This window comes from Stakelama pacifica, assembly GCF_004361835.1.
Taxonomy (GTDB): Bacteria; Pseudomonadota; Alphaproteobacteria; order Sphingomonadales; family Sphingomonadaceae; genus Sphingomonas; species Sphingomonas pacifica.
In genome coordinates, this window is the sequence record NZ_SNWD01000003.1 from 42,429 (window position 1) to 61,059 (window position 18,631).

The 18,631-nt window shown below is 57.3% G+C and carries 8 protein-coding genes; all 8 read right to left on the minus strand.

All coding sequences use genetic code 11. From position 1 onward, the window contains the following. Nucleotides 1-2 precede the first annotated feature (2 nt). The 8 genes from EV664_RS06045 to brxC all read right to left on the minus strand — a co-directional run bounded on the left by EV664_RS06045 (nucleotide 3) and on the right by brxC (nucleotide 18,630). Nucleotides 3-221 carry a hypothetical protein gene (locus tag EV664_RS06045; RefSeq protein WP_133494810.1) on the minus strand — a complete coding sequence of 73 codons (219 nt, stop codon included), beginning with the start codon at nucleotides 219-221 and terminating at the stop codon, nucleotides 3-5. Between the two features lie 148 nt (nucleotides 222-369). Next, nucleotides 370-5,115 carry a DEAD/DEAH box helicase gene (locus EV664_RS06050; protein WP_229668158.1) on the minus strand — a complete coding sequence of 1,582 codons (4,746 nt, stop codon included), beginning with the start codon at nucleotides 5,113-5,115 and terminating at the stop codon, nucleotides 370-372. A gap of 109 nt (nucleotides 5,116-5,224) precedes the next feature. Next, nucleotides 5,225-7,303: a BREX system Lon protease-like protein BrxL gene (gene brxL / locus EV664_RS06055; protein ID WP_133494811.1), complete on the minus strand. Its 2,079-nt coding sequence runs from the start codon at nucleotides 7,301-7,303 to the stop codon at nucleotides 5,225-5,227. Nucleotides 7,304-7,312: 9 nt separating this feature from the next. Further along, the gene (gene pglZ / locus EV664_RS06060; RefSeq protein WP_133494812.1) at nucleotides 7,313-9,814 is read right to left on the minus strand and encodes a BREX-1 system phosphatase PglZ type A; all 2,502 of its coding nucleotides are present in this window, start codon (nucleotides 9,812-9,814) and stop codon (nucleotides 7,313-7,315) included. Between the two features lie 2 nt (nucleotides 9,815-9,816). Next, on the minus strand, nucleotides 9,817-13,341 hold the full coding sequence (gene pglX, locus EV664_RS06065; protein ID WP_133494813.1) for a BREX-1 system adenine-specific DNA-methyltransferase PglX: 3,525 nt from the start codon (nucleotides 13,339-13,341) through the stop codon (nucleotides 9,817-9,819). Further along, on the minus strand, nucleotides 13,341-13,886 hold the full coding sequence (locus tag EV664_RS06070; RefSeq protein ID WP_229668157.1) for a hypothetical protein: 546 nt from the start codon (nucleotides 13,884-13,886) through the stop codon (nucleotides 13,341-13,343). The genes pglX and EV664_RS06070 overlap by 1 nt, the downstream gene beginning before the upstream one ends. A gap of 2 nt (nucleotides 13,887-13,888) precedes the next feature. Next, complete coding sequence (locus EV664_RS06075) at nucleotides 13,889-15,061, minus strand: AAA family ATPase (protein WP_133494815.1); 1,173 nt, start codon at nucleotides 15,059-15,061, stop codon at nucleotides 13,889-13,891. Beyond that, a complete protein-coding gene (gene brxC, locus EV664_RS06080; protein ID WP_133494816.1) occupies nucleotides 15,061-18,630 on the minus strand; it encodes a BREX system P-loop protein BrxC in 3,570 nt (1,189 codons plus the stop codon). The genes EV664_RS06075 and brxC overlap by 1 nt, the downstream gene beginning before the upstream one ends. Nucleotide 18,631: the final 1 nt, after the last annotated feature.

Below are 18,631 nucleotides of genomic sequence, written 5' to 3' on the forward strand. Positions count from 1 at the left end.
GATCACCAGAGCCCAGCTGATGTCCCAGCCAAGTAAGCAAACCCTGCGGCAATCACCAGCAGTACCGTGATCGTGAGCTTCCGCCCCCAAGGATCAGCCCAGGACTTCTTGATCCGATACTCCATCAGGCGATTGTCACGGATCGCCTGATCGATCTCGGAAAAGCCAGCAAACGCTTTTTCAGGCTGCCGGATAGCATCTTCAGTTTGATTGTCAGTCATAGCTGCACCCAATCTCGAACGGAGAGAACATACCAGAAACACGTGTGGAGCCTAGTGGATAATCATCGAAAAGGGCGGCACTAACCAACGGTCGCTTCCAACCTCTCCTTCTTTGGTGCCAAGAGCAGCCGTCTCGCTGTCGGGAAGATCATTGTGAATGAAAAAACCGCCGACAATAGTGGTAGGCTAGCCGATCGCGATAGTTGAGAATGTTGTCCTCGACGGTCGATATCAGGCAGCTTTCCGTGCCGCCGTTAGCCGGCCCACGAAGCCCTCGCCCCACCATCTGCATATACCTGACAGGACTGAACACAGGTCTAGAGATAAGGATCATGTCCGCCTTTGGCGCGTCGAACCCTGTCGTTAAGACGCTGTGATTGCATAGGACCTTCAACTCTCCGCTCTTGAAACGTTTGATGAAGTGCTGACGCGCCAATCTGTCCGTTTCCCCGCTCACTGCCGCGGCCGAACAACCAGCCAGGTGGAGACGTGCAGCAAGATACTGGGCGTGCTTTACCGAGTTCGCAAAGAGTAGGATCGACGACGCATCGCTGTTGATGACACATTCCAGGATGCGCTCGTTCCGGTCGGGATCGTTGCCGATTTCCTCGATCAAGCTGTCTGGTAGCTCCCCATACTGATCGAAATATTTGACTTGCTCGGGGGTCAGGCTGATCTGCCGATTATACCGGATCGGTGAGTAATGCAGGGCGGAGAGGACGCCTCTGCGGCGTAGACGCTCGTACAACGCTTCCTGGTCATGAGGCATCCAGCGCCGATCGAATCTCGCAGCCAAACGTTGCGATTCATCGTCATCGCGGCCGCGCCACGGAGTGGCGCTGAGCCCAATCACCGGGGGCTCGGTCTCACGCTCGCTTTCACTGCCAGTCTGGACATCGAGCCATCGCAGCAACGAGCTATAGCTAGGTGCAATTGCATGGTGGCATTCATCGATCACGACGACGCCCGGCTTTGCCAGCCACGAAAGGTGAGCAACCTCCAGACGCGCATTCAACGTCTGGATGCTGGCCACGACTACAACAGCTTCATTGCCTTCGGGCGGAGTGGGATTGTTTTGTCCTCCCCATAGCCTCACAATTCGGAGGTCTTCGCCGGGGGTACCGACATTCACCCATAGCTGACGGAAGCATTGCACTGCTTGCTCGCAAAGCTCGTCGGTCTGCGCCACCCATAACGCAGTTCGCTTCTCGGAATTGTTCAGAACCAGTTTGACGACTGCTTCTGCAGCCACACGAGTCTTGCCACCACCAGTTGGCAAGCTGACGACTGCACGGCGACGTCCTGATCTGGAATCTAGCAGCTCCCTCAAGCCCTCCAGGATTTCGTCCTGGTAATCATGCAGGTCTGGAAGATCGATTGGGCCACTGATTGTGAGCTCGGGTTCGCGTTTGACACTGGCGCTGGCTGCAAACTCTGCAGGAAACCCTAACTCTAGCACAAACAGACGAGCAGGCTCTCCCCCCCACCTCTGCGGTGGCGCCAAACCCTGAGCAGCCAAGCGATCGGTAAGTTTGGCAAGGATACTTGGCCCAACCACAGCAAGTGACAGCCGCGCCCATTCAAGGTTCGATATCCGGCTTCCTGCGGCCTGACGTGCCGGCGCAGGCAGGACCGCCATCAGAGCCTCAGCCGAATCCCCGACCGCACAGAGTAGCCGCTCTTCGATGGTAGGCTGACTGCGGACGTGAGCCCGAGAATCGTCAACTCGTGTGGTCGCCAGCCGATCCATGAGGCTTGGCACATCGGTGAGAAGCATCCCGTGGCGGTCGAGCATGGTCAGCACGGCCAAGATCCGGTCGTTCCAGTGCAAGCCTTCGAAACGCTCACGATCGAGCAGAAACAGGCCTGTCGCGTCACGGGCAATCGTCGGGCGCCCTTCGATCGGCCCCGTGGTTTCAGAAAGATCAGAAACCCAAACCGCATCCGCTTTGCGCGCATGCGCGTTCGCCAGTTCCTTGTTGCCAATGATCTTTCCAAGCTCCGGAAAAATATCGCGGAGCTTCAGAGGATCACTCAACCGGTCGGAGAATCTGATCTCAGATTTTTTCTCCAATGTGCGCGCACCGGCATTGACCCATGCCTGAAGCGCTGCAGGTTCGAGACACACGACGCGGCCATCTGCTGAAACAGCGTCAACAGCAACGGGATCATCTGTGACATAGATTTGACTGAGTGGCATCGCGCCTTGCGAAGTCGGCACCATCTTGGGGACCTGGCCAAAGGTCGCGCCGAGCTCCCAAGCTGGCACTAGTTCCCGAAAATCGCCTTCGTAAGAGGCAAGGGTTGCGAATAGGTTCGGCCAAAGGTTCGAAGCTGTCGCATTATCCACTTCGGTTTTGTTGAAACCGATTTTCAGATCAACCGGGACGTCCAGCCACTCGTAGAACGCAGCAGTTGTCTCTGCCGCAGGGCCGCCGGCCAAGGCTAAGACCGCAGTAAGGTCGCGGGATACCAGCTTCAATGGATAGACGTCTTGTCCGATCTGAATCCGACCAAATTCGTTCAGCCAATACAGGAACGGATGCCGCGAAGAGAATTTGGGATAGCTGTCCGAGCGCGTCGTATGGGCATAGGTGATCGTGCTCGAAAAAAGGCGCTCGTCCCTTGCGCATTCGATTAATTGGAGCGTCAACTCGGCCGCCAAGCTCCCGCCAAGGGATGGGAGCAGTCTCCATCCCGATGGCATTTCAATTCCTCGCCAAGATTCCAGCTCCAGGATATCCAGCAAATGATGCCTGGGATTGCCGGTCATCTTGCGCCACCCGGCGGTCTTCACCGCGGAGAAAAACGGCGCCATTCGTTTGGCGAGGCGCTCAGCCCAGTCTGTGACGGTCACTGTTTGAGCAGACGGAAACCTCTCGCGAAAGTGCTCCGGAATCCGCGGCCAATGCCCTGCATGCCAATTCTGGTCTAACTGCAAATGCGCTGGAGCGTCGTCACGCTCATGCTCGCCAAGAAGGACCAACTCGCTGCGCGGTGTAAAGGACCCGCTCAGGTTGCGTAGGCAGAGTTCTTCATCGCCATAAACTTCAAAGAACTCCTCGACCGCTTCGGGTGGGGCAACCTCTATGTTGAGCCAGAAGTTTTTCCAGCCGGTATCGTCCTCGGCCCTGGAGAACGCGCTGCTGAGCAACTCATCCCAGTCTGCTTCGGCCATAGAGCTGACGCCAAGGTGACGCGTCAGGACATCTCTAGATCTGGGATCGGATGCAACAGCTGGCAGCACCGTAGCCCGACCCGCTGGCGTTTCGGATGGTGTCGCGATGATCGCCCTGCTCGGACTTACCAAGCCGTCACGAAGGCTCGGAACTACGACGGGATCATGAAGTTGCCAATTGTTGAGCTGCCTAGCTTCAAAAAGATCACCTACGAACGCAAGGAAGCCGGTCGCGCCATCGGCATCTTCTCGAGCGATTAGCTCCAGCCAGCCTTTCCTGTTTAGCTGCTGCAGCGCGGCCAAGCCTCTGTTCAGCTTCAGACGCTCCATACCCGTCAGGCGCTCGGCTAGTTCTCGCTGAAGCGCCTCCAGCCGCGAAGCACGAGGTTTGCTCGAGTAACAACTGGAATGGACCAGACTGGCATGGCAATTTGGGCCTGCGAGCTCGACCCAACGCTCAACCACTTCGACTTCCTCAATCGGATGCCGATAAAGCTCCCGCGCAGTTTTCAGCTGCCCAGATGTGTCCGGAACGATTTCCAGGTCAACCAACTTTCCCCAAAGTGCTTCGACTAAGGGAACCGCTGGATCGTTTTGGCGATCTGGTTTGCGTGGAAGCGCCGAGATGGGTGCCCCAGGGTCATCTTCGGTGGCCAAGTAGCCGATATTCGCCGCAATGAGATCGGCGGCTGCCAGCATCAGGCTCTCATTCCATGGGCCGGGTATGATGTTGGTCCGGTCGCTGTTGAGCTTCCAGGGAGCATTCAGTATCCCACTCGCCAAGGTAGGCGTGTTTGTCGGGAAAAATGCCCAAAACCGGCCCTGGCTTTCCCGCGCTCCAAGAGGAACAGCCCATGCCAATGGTACTTCGTCGCGAGCCTGAAGATGCTGTGCATCGGACAGCGCATCGGCATCGCTGATTGCTACAGTCTCGCTGAACACCCGCCAGCGCTCGTCCTTCGTACCGTCGGAAGTGACGATCTCGTCATTTTCGCGCCGCTTGCTGATGGTTCGGACTTTACCGATCCCGAATTCGAGGGTCAGTTCGACATCTGCTCCAAGGAAGAGCACGAACTCCTGCGGGAAGTCTTCCATTTCCTTGGTCAGGCGCTCGAACGCCTTTTCATCGGCAATGGCCGCCGACACCACAGTCGTCGCCCAAGCGAAATCGCCGTACTTCCAGAGAGGGTTGTCTTGAGCGTTTGGATCGAGAACCTGCGCCAGTCGCATGCCTGGAGCGCGAGCATCAGCTGCCAATCCCAGGTGGTCTCGAATCTTTGCTCGACACCATTCCGGATCAAACCGAAGCCCGATCGATCGGCTGACAATATCGACGATGCCGCCAAGTTTCAGAAGCGATTTGAAGCCGATACCGAACCGGCCAATCTGCCCCGCCCGCTTGGCCGAGCTTCGCGCATTTAATAGTGCGACGATGCCGTCTTGGTCCAACGGCGCCCCGGTGTTCGCCGCCAATAGTCGTGTGGGTTCCAAACGAACATGAATGCGTCCGGATGCCTCCCCTGACTCTTGAATGGCATCGGCTGCGTTCTGAACGAGCTCGAACAGTTGGCGATAGGCATAGCCGCCGGAAAGTACCTCGATTTCCGTTTCGAAATGCTCGTTCGCATCGCGAGGCTGCGCTTCATAGGCTCGCAGCCGTCGACTGCATTCATCATCTACAAAATCGGCAAGCTTCGATCCATTGTAATCCAACACAGGCCCGCCCCTCAGTCACCATCCCTGATGGTGCAAATTCATCTCAATTCTGCATTTTTCCTGCTCTCATAGCGCAGCGATCCAGTTCTTTTGGAATTCACTTCACGTATCAAGCCGAGTTATTCATGAGGTAAATCACCTCGAAAGCCTTCACAGAACGGAACTGCTGCAACCGGTTAGCAAAGCTGAAGGCATCATTGAGCTCGTATTGCTGAAAGATGTCCAAGCCTCGGTCGAGGGCAATTTTCCAACCAGTGTCGGTCACGATGTGGCGCGCGTGGATTGTGTTGGTGTCGTCAAACTCCCAGGTGAACGAGATGCCGACGCCTTCGCAGGAAGCGGCGATCGCACCAAGGTTCTCGGCTTGCTTCTCGGGACGTATCCCGTCGACGCACGTGACGAGATGTACCTCGACCTCGTCAGCCGGTGACTTGGCTTTCGCAATCGTTTCGATGAGCTCCATCACATTGCGAACCTGGTGAAAGGCCCGGATGTATGGGTCGGTGATGGTGATCTTCTGAGCCCCGACGAGATATGGGCCGAACAGTTTGTCGAAAGTCACGCCTTTCTGGTTTTCGTTGAAGGTGAAATGGCCAGCCTTGGGTCTCTCTGTAACCGAAACGGCCGCTGTTGCGCCTGCACTCGGCTCGGGCGCAGGTGCAGCTCTAGGTTCGTCAGTGCCTATAAGCTCAACTGCTGAGGGAGCAGCCGCACCTGCGCGCCGATGGTAGAAGTTCGGAAACTCGCTTTCCTCGAGCGTTGCCACGCAGACCTTTTCGCCATTCTTGCGGGAAAATGAGAAATCCACTTCCGGGTAGGTCGTGTCGAGCCGCATGAGCTGGTCTTTGACCCGCTTGCGGCCTTCCAAGGCAAGTTTCAGGATCTCCTCCATTTCATCCGGCGTCGCCTCGCCAGATGGGAAAAGGATCTTCATCAGCCCGGAAAATGTCTTGTGAACCCCATCCCGGTCACGGGTCGAGATATCCGACGACAGATCAAAATTGGACCGGTAGCGATCCGAATAGTCGTCGTTGCGCAGATGGCGCAGGATTTCGGCAAGGTAATCGACGACAAAGCCGTAACCGTTCGAGAACATCTCACCGCGGATCACGCCAACCTCCCAGCCAGGGATGTAGGTATGCAGACGGTCAATGAAGGCAGAATCGTAGTACTTGTCCGGCAGTTCATCGAACAGGTCAGTGTTTTTGAGCATGTAGGGAACTGTGTGCTTTGTGTTCCCGACGAAAACCATCGACGCCTCGGCTCCGAGCGGTTCGACACCACGGGAGAAAGTCTTGTTTGCCATGTAGTTCTTGAGGATATCGACGAGCGCCTTGTCGACCTTCTTCTGCTTGCCCGCGAATTCGTCCAACGCGACAACGTCCCAGTAACCCACGAGACCCAGCTTGCCCGAACTGTTGCTGACAAAAAGCTTCGGCACGGTCACTTCACCGCCCGAGATCAGTATCCCGTGCGGCGAAAACTCCGAGAAGATATGCGACTTGCCGGTACCTTTGGGTCCCAGCTCGATGAGATTGTAGTTTCGCTCGACGAACGGGATCAGCCGCATCAGCTGGATCAGCTTGGATCGGCGGCCGAACATCTCTGGGTCGAAGCCGACGGTCTGGAAGAGCAGGTCAATCCATTCGTCGGTTGTGAAGCCATTGCGGGCTTCCAGATAGGCATCATAGTCGAAATGCGACAGCTGGATCGGCTTCATCGAGCCAAGGATCCACGGCGTGACGTTCTTGTCCTCAGTATAGTCGTACTCGATATCGGCAATGCACCAGACCCCTCCGACCAGAAGCTTGGGATGGGTCTTTACGGTTCCGGAATCGATCAGGACCTTGGATATGCCAAGATTGGCAAAGCTTGCTTCGTAGGTATCGCTCTTTTCATTGAGGGCGACGCTGATCCGATCAATGATTTTCCAGCGACCTTTTTCGCGGATATTGGACTTGATGAGTCCAGCCTCATTGCGATGGACGTAGTGCTTTCGCAGGATCTCCCGAACTGTCTCGATGCCTGATTGGATCGACGCCTCATCGTTGGTCGCACAATATTGGCCGAGCAGATATTCCAACACGTAGGTCGGAACGATCGCGTTGCCCTTGACCGCCTTCACCAGGTCCTTGCGGACCACAAGACCTGGAAAGCGTTCGTTAATCTTGTCGTCCAGTGCAGTCATGCTGGCCCCTCAGAAATCAAAGTCGTTGGTGAAGCTACGGCGCAGGATGTAGCGCGCGCTCCGAAATTCGCTGTAATGCGACGTCTCCCCATGCTGCTCTTCGAGCCGCAGGACCACCTCCTGGCCGTTGCAGTCGTCGGCCTTACGGGACAGCAGGAAGCGGACCGGGTGCTCGCGTTCCCGGGGATTCTCCGATCGGAAATCGAAGACGAGTTCATGGCTATCTGAAATCAGTTCACCCGACTGCGAGAATATTCCGGCGCGGAGACGGCGTGCCTGCGTTTTCTCCGTGGCAGGAACGGACTGGTAGAACCTGACCGAGATCTGGCTAGCGGTAATGACCTGATTTGTGCTGCCAATGATTTCGACGTCAACAGTGGACGTGTCACTCTGACGCTTCTTGTTTACCCGGACAACAGGAACCACAGCCTCCTGCAGCGTGGCGCCACCGTGCACGAAGCGACTTCCCGAGCCCTTCAGCCTCAGCCGGTTTATCGACTTCGGAATCAGGATTTCGACATCACCCTGCAACCTCGCCTCTTCCGGCTGATAGTGCTTGAGCCCCTGTTGGGGTTTTAGTCCATGGCCAAGGACAAACCGGCGGTTTCGGAACAAGATGGTCTCACCCACCACTTCCGAGACCGAAAAGTCACTCTCGTCGATAGGCCGGTGCTGGTAGATGAAGCCATGATCTGCAGTGATCAGCAGGTTGTTGGCATTGGCGGCCGCCAGTTTTTTGACGAGCTGGACCAGCTCGTCGAGCGTCTTTTCGGCAGCCTCGAATACGCGATCCTCCGTGGCCGGTTTGTCGCCGGTCGCATCGATCAGGTTGTGATACACGTAGATGACGTCGTGATCGCGAAACAGCGCGCGGTAGTCGTCTCGCTGCATCTTTAGGAGGTCGTCGGCTAGTAGCGCGGTCGTCCGGTCCCCCTCGCGCCCCTGAGCGAGGATCTTCTTCCGGTTTTCGGTCCCCTGCGAGCTCTGCCCATCAACGATCACCGCGCTGGTGTCGTTGTCAGCGATCTGCAGATCCCGGTTGGGAAGCAGCGACGCCATCCCGAGCTGAGTATAAGTCGGCAGCGATCCCAGCATCGGTTCGATCTCTGCGTCATAACGATCGAGCCCACGGACCCGCGCCAAGAGCTCCTCGGCCACCTCATACCGCATGGCGTCCGAGACAATGACGCAGATTTTCTGGTCCTTCTGCCGATAAGGGGCGACGTGGGTGGCATAGAATGTCCGTTGGGCCGGCACAGGCGACGCATCCCACTTAGGTGCTGCATCGACATGGACCTGCCAGCTGTCATTGAGGCGCAGCAGGTAGATGTTCACATAATGGTTCTCCACCTGCTCATAAAGCTCGGCCATCAGGCTAGCCTGACCCGATTTTTGCATGTGATAGATGAACTTGCGGTAGAGCTGGTCGATGCGGAACCAAGCCCCAGCATAGCGGCTGACCCCTTCAGCAAGGCTGGTCATGCCAAGGTTCACTTGCGCCATTGCCGCGTGGAATTCAGCCGCGTAGCCGACCGCCTCATAGAGATCGCGGAAACGGTCGTACCAGTAGCTCTGGCGGCGCTGGCGGATCCAGCTTGCGACATCTCCTGCGGCAAGCGTTCGCGCCGCGACCCCGCGCACGAGTGCGACGATGATCGCCCGATCGATGTCCTCGAAATAGTCGAGCTCGATGAGGTGCCGGAAATCGCGCGTTTCAAGATCGGTCTGCACGCCCAGCACACTGGCATAGGAGGAGGACAGCGCCTCGAAGGCCTGAGCCGCGTGACGGTTGTTCTTCCAGCGGCGGAAGAAGACCAGCGCCTCGGGAGAGAGGCCTCCCGCCTCTCCCAGCCCCATGGCATAGCAGGCCTTGAACAGAGAGACCGCGAAATCCTCAACGCTGGGCTGAACGGCCGTATAGCCATAGTGCCGCCCCATCTGGTCCCACAGGAAGGCGCCAAGCCCGGCCCGCTCGATCAGGCGGATGGCTTCGTCGGTTTCCACCGCGAGGTCGGCCAGCAGTCTCTCGACAACGGAATCGAACCCGCCTTCGCCACCGGCGCAGACAATTAGCATCTTCAGGCGCAACGCGCTGGCCGTGTCGTCGTTGCGGGCAAATCGCTTTAGCTGTTCGAGCCTGCGGGCCGAGCGGAAGAACTCCGCATGGGCGCGCACCACATCTTCAAGCCCCAGCCCGAGGCCCAGTTCGGACAGCCAGAGGGCCGCCTGGTCAGCCTTGAACATGCCGTGGGCCAACTGCACATCCAGCAGCCAGTTGTCGATCAACGCCGGTTCCGGCCCTTCGCGGTAGATCAGGAACCGACCCTGTGGCGCTTCGCGGAGGATCCGGTGCTTCACCGCGAATTCGTTGTTGGCGAGCGCGATCTTCTCGACGCCCGGCAACTCCAGCGTCTCGAACGTCTCGCGCAGTTCCCGGGCCGTGTCGGTCCAGAATACGATGCGGTGACGGTCGAAAGCCGCTCCCAGGCCTTTGGCGATGCGATCATTCATGCTCAGGCACCCGCATCCGACAAGCCCTTGATCGGTTTGAGCGCAGCGCCGAACTTCGGGTAGTTGGACTTCACCCCATCATCGAGATCGATTTCGATCTTCTGCGTGGCCAGCGGGTAGAGCACGTCGCGTTCGTAGCCATCGAGCTCCTCGATCACCTTGGTTGCCTCGCCTACCTCTTTCAGCGCCTTGGTCCGCTGGGCGGGCGTGACTTCGGAATTGATGCTCTGCGCCTCCTGGGCCTTGCGGTGGGCCTCCAGCTTGTTGCGGTATTCGCGCAGATAATCGTTCAGCACCACGCTGACCGTGTCCGGCCGGTAGCGGTGCATGTAGATCAATGCCTGGAAGCTGCCTTTGGGGCTGGCGAACATCCAGTAGATCGGACGCTTCTTGTAGCGACGCACATGGTAGTCATAGAAATCGCGGGTGAACCACTTGCGGATGTCCTTGCCCAGCGCGCCTTCGATGAAGGCCAGGTTTTCCTGAAATTTCGCTTCGCCGAAGGTCACCCGTAGAAATTTACGGAAACGTTCGGCGATATCGTCAGCGAACCAGTCCCCGTCCAGCACCGGGATCACATTGTCGGCATCCGGTTTGAATGTGGGCTGTGGTACGCGAGCGAAATATTCAGCAAGCGTTTCGCCCTGATTGGCGAGGATCAAGCCAGGTATATCGAGGCTGTAGCGACCGAACATACAGCCAACGGCATAATGCAGGAACTCGGCGATGGTATCTGATAGCAGCCGTACCTCTAACTCCTCCGAAGTGGACTTGCCGCCATACCGATAGGTCGGGTTACAGGTGAGAGTTACTTCCTCCAGCGGCACCTCAGAAGTGAGTTCGTCAGCCATGCCATAGGCCTCAATGAAGATGCGGTTGCTCTCCTCCTCCCGTCGCTTCATCCCGACAGTCAAGTCTTGCCAATAGGTGCGGAGGCGCGAATATGTGTCGCGCAGCGTCTCTCCGCGCAGATCGGGTGCAAGAAGCGGTAGCGTCTTGAAATCCCAGGAGGTTTCGTAGGCATCCCAATCGGATTTCGTCATATTGACGAGTATCTCAGCGATAGCGCCAAAGCTTTTTTGAAAGTGATCCTTAAAAACCGGCAACTGGGCTAATTGTCCGGCCTCGAAGTTTAGCGTCGGGGAAGTGCTCTCCAGCATTGAAACCGCTACTGGAGAATTCGTAAATCCAAGCAGGGTATTTAGATTATCCTCTTTTTCAGCGAATATAGAGCAGCCCGCTACATCAAATAGATAGCCGGCAGGAAAGTGGCGCATTGAGAAGCCACCACTTGTCACCTTTGACCAACTTATAGATGGCTTAAAATACTCTGACATACTTTTTATCGTCCGCGTCGGACTGCCATATAGAGACGCCGCATAATCCAGAACTTCAAATCCACCATTTTCCCAATTTATAAAGTGTTCAGAGTTCCCATACCACTTCCGAAAAGCTCCGCCCTTATTGTACGGAAACCACTTTTTCTTTGAAGATTTAGCCTCTTCATGATTTCGAGCATCCAGGCATGAACGGTCAATTGATACCTCGAACCACTCCCGTAGAAAGCGACCATTGTCGCTCGTTGCCATGCCTTGGCGGGTATCGCCCACCGACTTAAGTGGCACGCCGGTCTCGAAAGCGGCACGAACCGCATCAGATGCCCAGTATGATATTGGTGTCCCAGGGAGTTTCGTGAGTTCTCTCGGAGAAACTTTAGTAAAGCGTTCGTTTATTGTCGGGAATTCATGAGGAACGCCTGATTCGTTCGTTTCGTAATATCTGATGCAGCAATAGGTGCCCTCGAGGCTGGGGTTAGCAGACTTCTCGAGGACAAAGGCTGAAGTGCCGAAGTTAATTCCCATACTTGTTCCGCCCTTGCCAGAGTAGGGCATATGCACAAGCGATTGGATGTTGAACTCGGACAGAATACCTGACCTGAACCTTTCAAATGATGATAGAAACATCCAGCTTTCCATCGTCACCATGGCGTTGAAGCCGCTATTTGTTACCAGCGTCCCCCCCCGCTCGATGAAAGCCGAAAAAAGATCGTATTTCGCCTCGGCGTATAGTTCTTTGAGGAAGGCTTGTGCGGCAGGATTTAATCCCTTCGCGCCAGCATAGGGCGGGTTCGCCACCACCACATGGTATTTGGGCGAGAGGGCCTCGGCCATCTCCAGCACCTTCAGGACACGCTCCTGCACCTCGCGCAGCAGCAGATCGCCTCCAAAATCCTTGAGCCGTACAACCCGGGCCACCTCGGCAGGATCACGCAGTTTCGGCACGATGAGCGAACCGAAATTCTTGGCCTGCTCGAACTGTCCCATCGTCTCGCGAAAATCGGCGGTGAACAGATCGCTGCCCACCACGGCGGCAACGTCCTGCATCTCGGATGGCGTGAAACGCACATCCTGCAGCACGCAGATGTTGGGCTGAACGGCTTGCCGTAGGAACTTACGCCTTCCGAGCTTGGTCGCCGCCTTCATCGCCAGCGCAAACGCCGCCAGCGCGCCCGCACGGTCGTCAATCTCGATCCCGTACAAGTTATGAATCAGGATCAGCCCGGGGATTTCGGTCGCCTCATACCCCTCTTCCTCATAGATCGCGTAAAGAAGATCAAAGGCATAGGTCAGCATATGGCCCGATCCGCAGGCCGGATCGCAGATGCGAATATCCTCTGGACGGGAAATGCGCAGGAAATCGGTCTCTATCTCTTCCGGCGCGATGTAATAATCCATCTTCGCCGCCAGCGTTGAGTTCGGGCGATTCAGCAACCACAGTCGTCCCAGCGAGTTTTCGACCAGATAGCGCACGATCCAGTGCGGGGTGAAAAGCTGTGTCGCCGCCGGAATGTTTTCCGCCGTGATCTTCTTGTTCTTCTTCAGCCCGGCAAAAACCTCGTCCTTCTTCTCCGAGATGTAGAACTGGTAGAGCCAGCCGATAACCTCAACGTCCTCGCAAACGTCCGGCGTCATCGCCTCGCGCACATAGGCGAGGATCGAGGCGTTCGACAGAAGGTCGTCGGGCAGAAGCAGCTCTGTGTAGTCGTCGATCCGTTCGAACAGGAACGGCATCGTCTTGTGCAGATCATTACAGATGGCGACGATGAGTAGCCGATATGCCTCGGTCTGGGCATCCGCACTGGGCGTGCGGCCATCCAGCAGGCTGCGGACCTGTTCGCGGACCCTGTCAGGCACGCGGCCCTCGTCCATATGCCCAGCCTTGGCTTCGGCCAGGATCTCTGGCTGGAACTGACCGGCGACAGGCGATACAACGCGAACCGGGCTCAGCTCATTCACGTCCATGAAACGCAGAGCCGAGAAGCGATTGAACCAGGTGTACGCGACCCGCTCAACCACCTGATCTTTACCGTCCTTGGCGATAGCCGCTTCAAGCTTCCTCATGGCATCAGGATGCTCGCGCCGGGCTGCCGAGTTTTCTGCGAGGACGGATTCAAGCTTGGCGCTGACCTGCGTGATCAGGGCGCGGCGGGCAAACTGCGCGAATTTCTTGAGCTTCGAGGTATCCATCAGGCAGCTGCCTCTCCATTTGCGGCCGCTGCGGAAACCCGGGTCACGGGCCAGTCGGCGAAAGTCTTGTTCCAGATGTCCACGGAAAGCACGACGCAGTCCGCAATGTGTTGGCGCCGCCACGGCGTGTCCGTCTCGCAGCGGATGTCAGCCAGGAGCCGATCCTTAAAGCCGGTGAGAAGCGCCCGCTGATCCGCTGGATTGAAGGCATCCAGCCCGAGCAGAACCACATACTTGAACAGCTTGGCGTCGCGCTCCATCAGGTGGAGAAACGTGTAGGAGCCGCGGGCCTTGGGAGTCAGCTCCTGCGTAAGAATCGAATTGTCCGACAACCGCTTGAAATAGCTCGCCCGCTCTGCATCCGGCACCTGCTTGTTTGACGGATCCTTGATCTCGACCAGCAGGATGTCCTCATCTCTTTCGATGACGAGATCCACAAACTTCATCTGGACCGGCAGCTTCACGCCCTGGCGGTCCAGTTCGTCACAAACGAGTTCCTTGGGGAACGAGAATTCCAGATCGGCATCCGGCTCTGCTCTATACAACCTCAATGCTTCGCTCCCCCAAGTGCCCGCGCCACGTCTTCGTCGAATAGCTCGGCGAAGGTGTCTGAAATTGCCGTCTTGGAAATCAGAGAGTAGTTCTCGGAGGTCTCGACAGTGAGGCTGTCAGTTCCATCGTCACGGCGAAGGGCGTGGAACCGGATATGATCCTCTTTGCCGCTGTCCATGAGCAAATCGAACCATTTCAACAGGACATAATCGTGCGTAGCCAGAATGATCTGCTGGCCGTTGCGCGATAGTTCGAGGAGTACCTGAACCACCTCTTTTATGAGCGCGGGATTCAGGTTTGCCTCCGGCTCATCCCATAAGACGATGCCGGTGCTTCCCGGGTTGATCGCTCCATTGCAGAGCAGGCGGTGCAGGACGCCAATTTTCCGATAGCCTTCCGCCGTCATGCCGCTGGACAGAGGATCCCCGCCTTTGGAGACAAACCGGAGGACTGTGGAGTCCTGATACATTTGCGCAGCTTTGGCGCGCGACCGCTCCGGATCGGCCCTCTCTTGGTACCCCCCGGGTTCAAACTGAAACCCGCCGTCATTCGTCCAGCGGTATCGTCCCCCGACGAGGGCGACCAATTCGCGGACGATGTTCGAGAGCCTGGGGTCCTCTGCCAGGCTAGCGGCCTCATCCTCGAAGCCAGGGTTGGCGAGGAGTGCGGCGAGGTCGAGATACGTGTCGTCGAAAATCATCTCGACGGTCGCCCGATCATGATTTGGGTCCTGCATGGCGCGAACGAGAGACAGTACCTCCTTCGTCGGGATGAACACGGGGCGGGACTGCGCTTCGGAGCGAGCGTCCCTCTCTAATTGGACGCCCTTGGACCTACTGTTGAATGAAACGGTGACCTGGGTGTCATCGCTTCCCTTCAGGCACAGCCTGGCTCCTCCAGATGCCCCCCGAGCTCGTAAAGCACCAATTCTGCTCTCGCCCGGAGAAAACACGCGCAGAAGCTTGTTCGTCAACTGCGTGTCGATGTCCTTCTCTGAGCCCTCCACCGCCGATGCCGGCTGGCTTGCGATCGCCAACGCGTAGATTGCCTTCAGCAGATGAGTTTTCCCGGTTCCGTTCGAACCGATGATCACGTTGATGCGCGGCGAGAGCGGGATATCCAGGCCCCCGAACACCGTGAAATTCTCGATTTCAATGCCTGCAATCATCAGACCGTGATCCTCTTGCCGCTGCGAATTTCAGCGAGCAGGGTTTCGCGGTAGGATTGCAGGTACGTTTCAACGTCCGCCTCGCTGGCGAGATACGGGCTCGCGAAGCTGACCTTGAGATTGGCGGTCGAGACATATTCCACGGGCGAGGGAGCAGGAGCTGGCTGCGGCGTAATCCCTCCGACTGGTGCCTCACGCACCTTGCTTTCTTCCGACTCGGGCGGCTCGGTGGCAGGAGGTGCGGGTGGCGCCGGCGGCGTTGCCAGCCGGGCAACCTTCCCAAGCAATGCTGGATAGGCTTCGGATCGGAAATTGGCGGTACGCTCACGGATCATTGCCACCAGTTTGGTATTGCGAACGCTGGTCTCGGCGACCTCGCACTCGGTGAGGATCCCAGCCTTGGCTGCGGCATCCAGCTGCGCGAATTCTGGTACGGCCTCAATCTTGGCCTTGAGCTCGGCCAGACCCTTAAGAGCACTGTCCCGCTCCTGCACCAGCAAGGCATCGACATTGGCACGCAGCTTGTCGAGCTCCGCTTTCACCTGCTGGATGGCATTGCCCTTGTAGCAGAGCGGATCGGCCAGAACCGCCCGGATCGCTTCGGCCTGAGTGCTGCCGGTATAGGACAGGTTCGTTACCTGCTCGGCGAGGAAGTTGCGGGCCTCATCATAGATCTTGCGCTGGGCCCCGCCCATAAAGCGTCGGAGAGGGTCAATCACCTGCTCCTTCGCATCGAGCAATGCGTCTTCATGCCGGGGGAGGTCGGTGAAATACCAGCCATAGGCCTTGTTCTCCACCTCGCGCAGCTTCGCGGTGACCGGCGTGATCGCCGCGAGGAAGGGGTAATCCTGGAGTTGGGCCTCTAGCGCTACCAGTTCAGCCAGCAGCTTCGTGATAGCCTCTCCCGTTTCCTTGCCCAGGGCCTTTGCCTCGGAAGCGACAGGCTGGCTGTCGAACATCTCGGCATGGAATTCCCGCAGGGTGCGCACCTGGTTAGCGGTGAACTCCACCTGCAATTCGAGAACTATGTTCGCCAGCGCATGTGCGTTCTTCAGCGCCTTTTCCAGTGCATCTCCTTCCAGCGGCGCGCCATCCGAGCGGGCTTCCAGCTTGCCGTGGGCAAAGAGGCTGGCGACAGTGCAGAGGATCGCGGCATTGGGCCAGCCATAGGGCTTGACTTCGAACTTCTCGACGATCGCCTTCACCGACGTGCGAACACCGGTACGGACGTTGCCTTGCGCAAAATTCAGGATTTCCTGCTCGGCTTCGGTCAGGTTGCTGGCACCCGAGACCAGCGCCCCGTCATTGGTCTGCCTCAGGAAGCGGCCGATATCAGTTTCGGCATAGGTCGCCCCGCGCAGCATCGGCAGATTGGTATAAACCTTGTCGACCAGCATCTGGAATGCACGCCGGACTCGCGCCTGCGGATCCTCACCACGCAAATCCAGTTCCTCGCCGCGCACGAATAGTTGCGCCTCCGCGACCAGCGTTCTCGCCCGAGTTGAAAGATCTCTGTAGCGGTTCGCGTTCTGTTGCCCCTTCTCGCTGATGATCCGTTCGATCGAGGCTTGGGGAGCGGTCGCCCGGGTCTGGCGGACATACTTCTCTGTCTGCTTGTACATCACCAGGTCACGGGCGAAGCGGTCGTCTGCCTTGAGCAGGATCACCAGTTCGTCGTTTGACATGCTGCCCATACGCAGCGCCTCGGCATTGCCACTGTGCTCGTGGAAAGGCGTGACTACATTGATCGAGAGCTCGTAATCCCGTCCCTGAAGGCGGTCGTCGAGCTTGCGGGCAAACGAGTAGTCATGGGCTGCTCCGTCATGGCGGATCTTGCGGTCCTTGATGACTCCGTCAAAGATCAGCGCCTCCAACTCCCGAGCAACCTCGGTGGCGTCGACATCGACGTTTTTGATCTCCTGTTCGACATCCTTTTCCTCGTCGGTCAGGAATTCGAAGAGGTCGCCATTGCGCTGGATGTAGGTGTTTTGCTCAAGCAGGCTCAGTGCCGTCTCGACCCGGCGTTTGAGCGCGGTTTCATCCTCGTCAAATTTCTCGCGCATGAGGATGGCGATGTTGCGGGCCGTTGGTTTGAACGGCTTCACATATTTGACGAGAAACAGGGCCTTCAAAATGCGCGTGGCAAACTCGTCCCCAAGGTTTCGTTCGGCAATCTGGATGGATTGCTGAACGCTGGATTTGAGTGCCGTGCGTATCCCCTCAAACATGAGATCGAAGGTCGCGATCTGGCCAAGCTCCAGTTCAGCTAGATGAATGGCAACCTCCTGGAACACGCCCAGCATCGAACGCTCGCCGACCGAACTGTGCCGGCCTTCAAATGCGTTGTGCTGCGACAGCCCCTGGATGGCCATCTGGAACAATGGGTACTGGTACGGGATGAACGGGTAGCTGTGGATGAAGTGGTCACGGTCATCGAAGTTCTTCAGATGGATCGAACCATCCGCAAAATCGAACAACGTACGCATGTTGTTGCTCTCGCGGCGGTACAGATCGGAGAGGCTCTCAACCCCCAGCTCTGTCTTTTTCAGCAGACGCTTCTGGATCACCTCTGCGACGTCCGCGCTGTTGAGCGGCATCCGGTTGGCAAAACGCGCCTGAATTTTGGAAAAGTCATTCTCCTGACGCTCGTTCATGTCGCCAATGACGGCATTCATGTCCTGCTGCGCGGTTACGATAATCCAGGCCCGCCCACGGCACTTGGTGTTCAGACTCTCAGCGATCGTCTGGAGGTTGGTCATGAGCTTGACGTTGTCGGCGATGTATTGGCCGACCTCATCGACGAAGAAGTTGAGGCGGAAATCCTTGCCTTGAACGTCGATGTAAGCCTTCACCTTGTCGGCGAAATCCTCGATCGAAACCTTGTAATCTGAGCGATACTTGTTGAGAATCCCGGCGGCCTCGGACGCGTCGGCACCGGTTGCCTGCGCATAAGCTTTGGCGATGTTTGTGCCCTCAAGCAGAGCCTGCTCCCGCCCACGCTCCCAAGGTTTGCCTGCAATCGCCTGATAGGCCTGCTGGAAAGCGCTGTAGACATTGCGGCTATCGAGATCGCGTTCGAACTGTGCAATGTGGGCTTGCTTGCCATAGTAGCCGCAGGCCTCATCAAAGACCTTCTGGAAGACCGACAACAGCGCATCGATCTGGTCCTTGGAAATGACATCGGCCTTCTGGTCGATGTTGAAAAGGATGCTCCTCGAAGGGATTGCTACGGCACGCTTGAGGTCGGCTGAGAGGATTTCGTTGTCCGCGCACTTGTCCTTGAATAGGTCATAGGCCGTGGCTCCGTCGACCTTGCGGTCCTCGAGCACCATCGCGAGCATCTTGAGAAGGTGCGATTTACCCGAGCCGAAAAAACCGGAGATCCAGACGCCATTGGCAGTCGTGTAATTTTTGTAGGCGTCGAGAAACTTCTCGATCTGCTTCTCGATCTCGTTGGTAAGAACATACTCTTCGAGCTCAATCCGCAGGCTCGCGTCATCGTCTGCCTTGATCACGCCTTCAATCGGACGGTCGACGGGTTTCTCGAATATGTCGCGCAAAATGGTCATA

Excerpts from the sequence above, each read along its gene's own strand:
- EV664_RS06075 (WP_133494815.1), bottom strand. The coding sequence starts at position 15,061 with ATGATTGCAGGCATTGAAATCGAGAATTTCACGGTGTTCGGGGGCCTG.
- brxL (WP_133494811.1), bottom strand. The coding sequence starts at position 7,303 with ATGACTGCACTGGACGACAAGATTAACGAACGCTTTCCAGGTCTTGTG.
- pglZ (WP_133494812.1), bottom strand. The coding sequence starts at position 9,814 with ATGAATGATCGCATCGCCAAAGGCCTGGGAGCGGCTTTCGACCGTCAC.
- brxC (WP_133494816.1), bottom strand. The coding sequence starts at position 18,630 with ATGACCATTTTGCGCGACATATTCGAGAAACCCGTCGACCGTCCGATT.
- EV664_RS06045 (WP_133494810.1), bottom strand. The coding sequence starts at position 221 with ATGACTGACAATCAAACTGAAGATGCTATCCGGCAGCCTGAAAAAGCG.
- pglX (WP_133494813.1), bottom strand. The coding sequence starts at position 13,341 with ATGGATACCTCGAAGCTCAAGAAATTCGCGCAGTTTGCCCGCCGCGCC.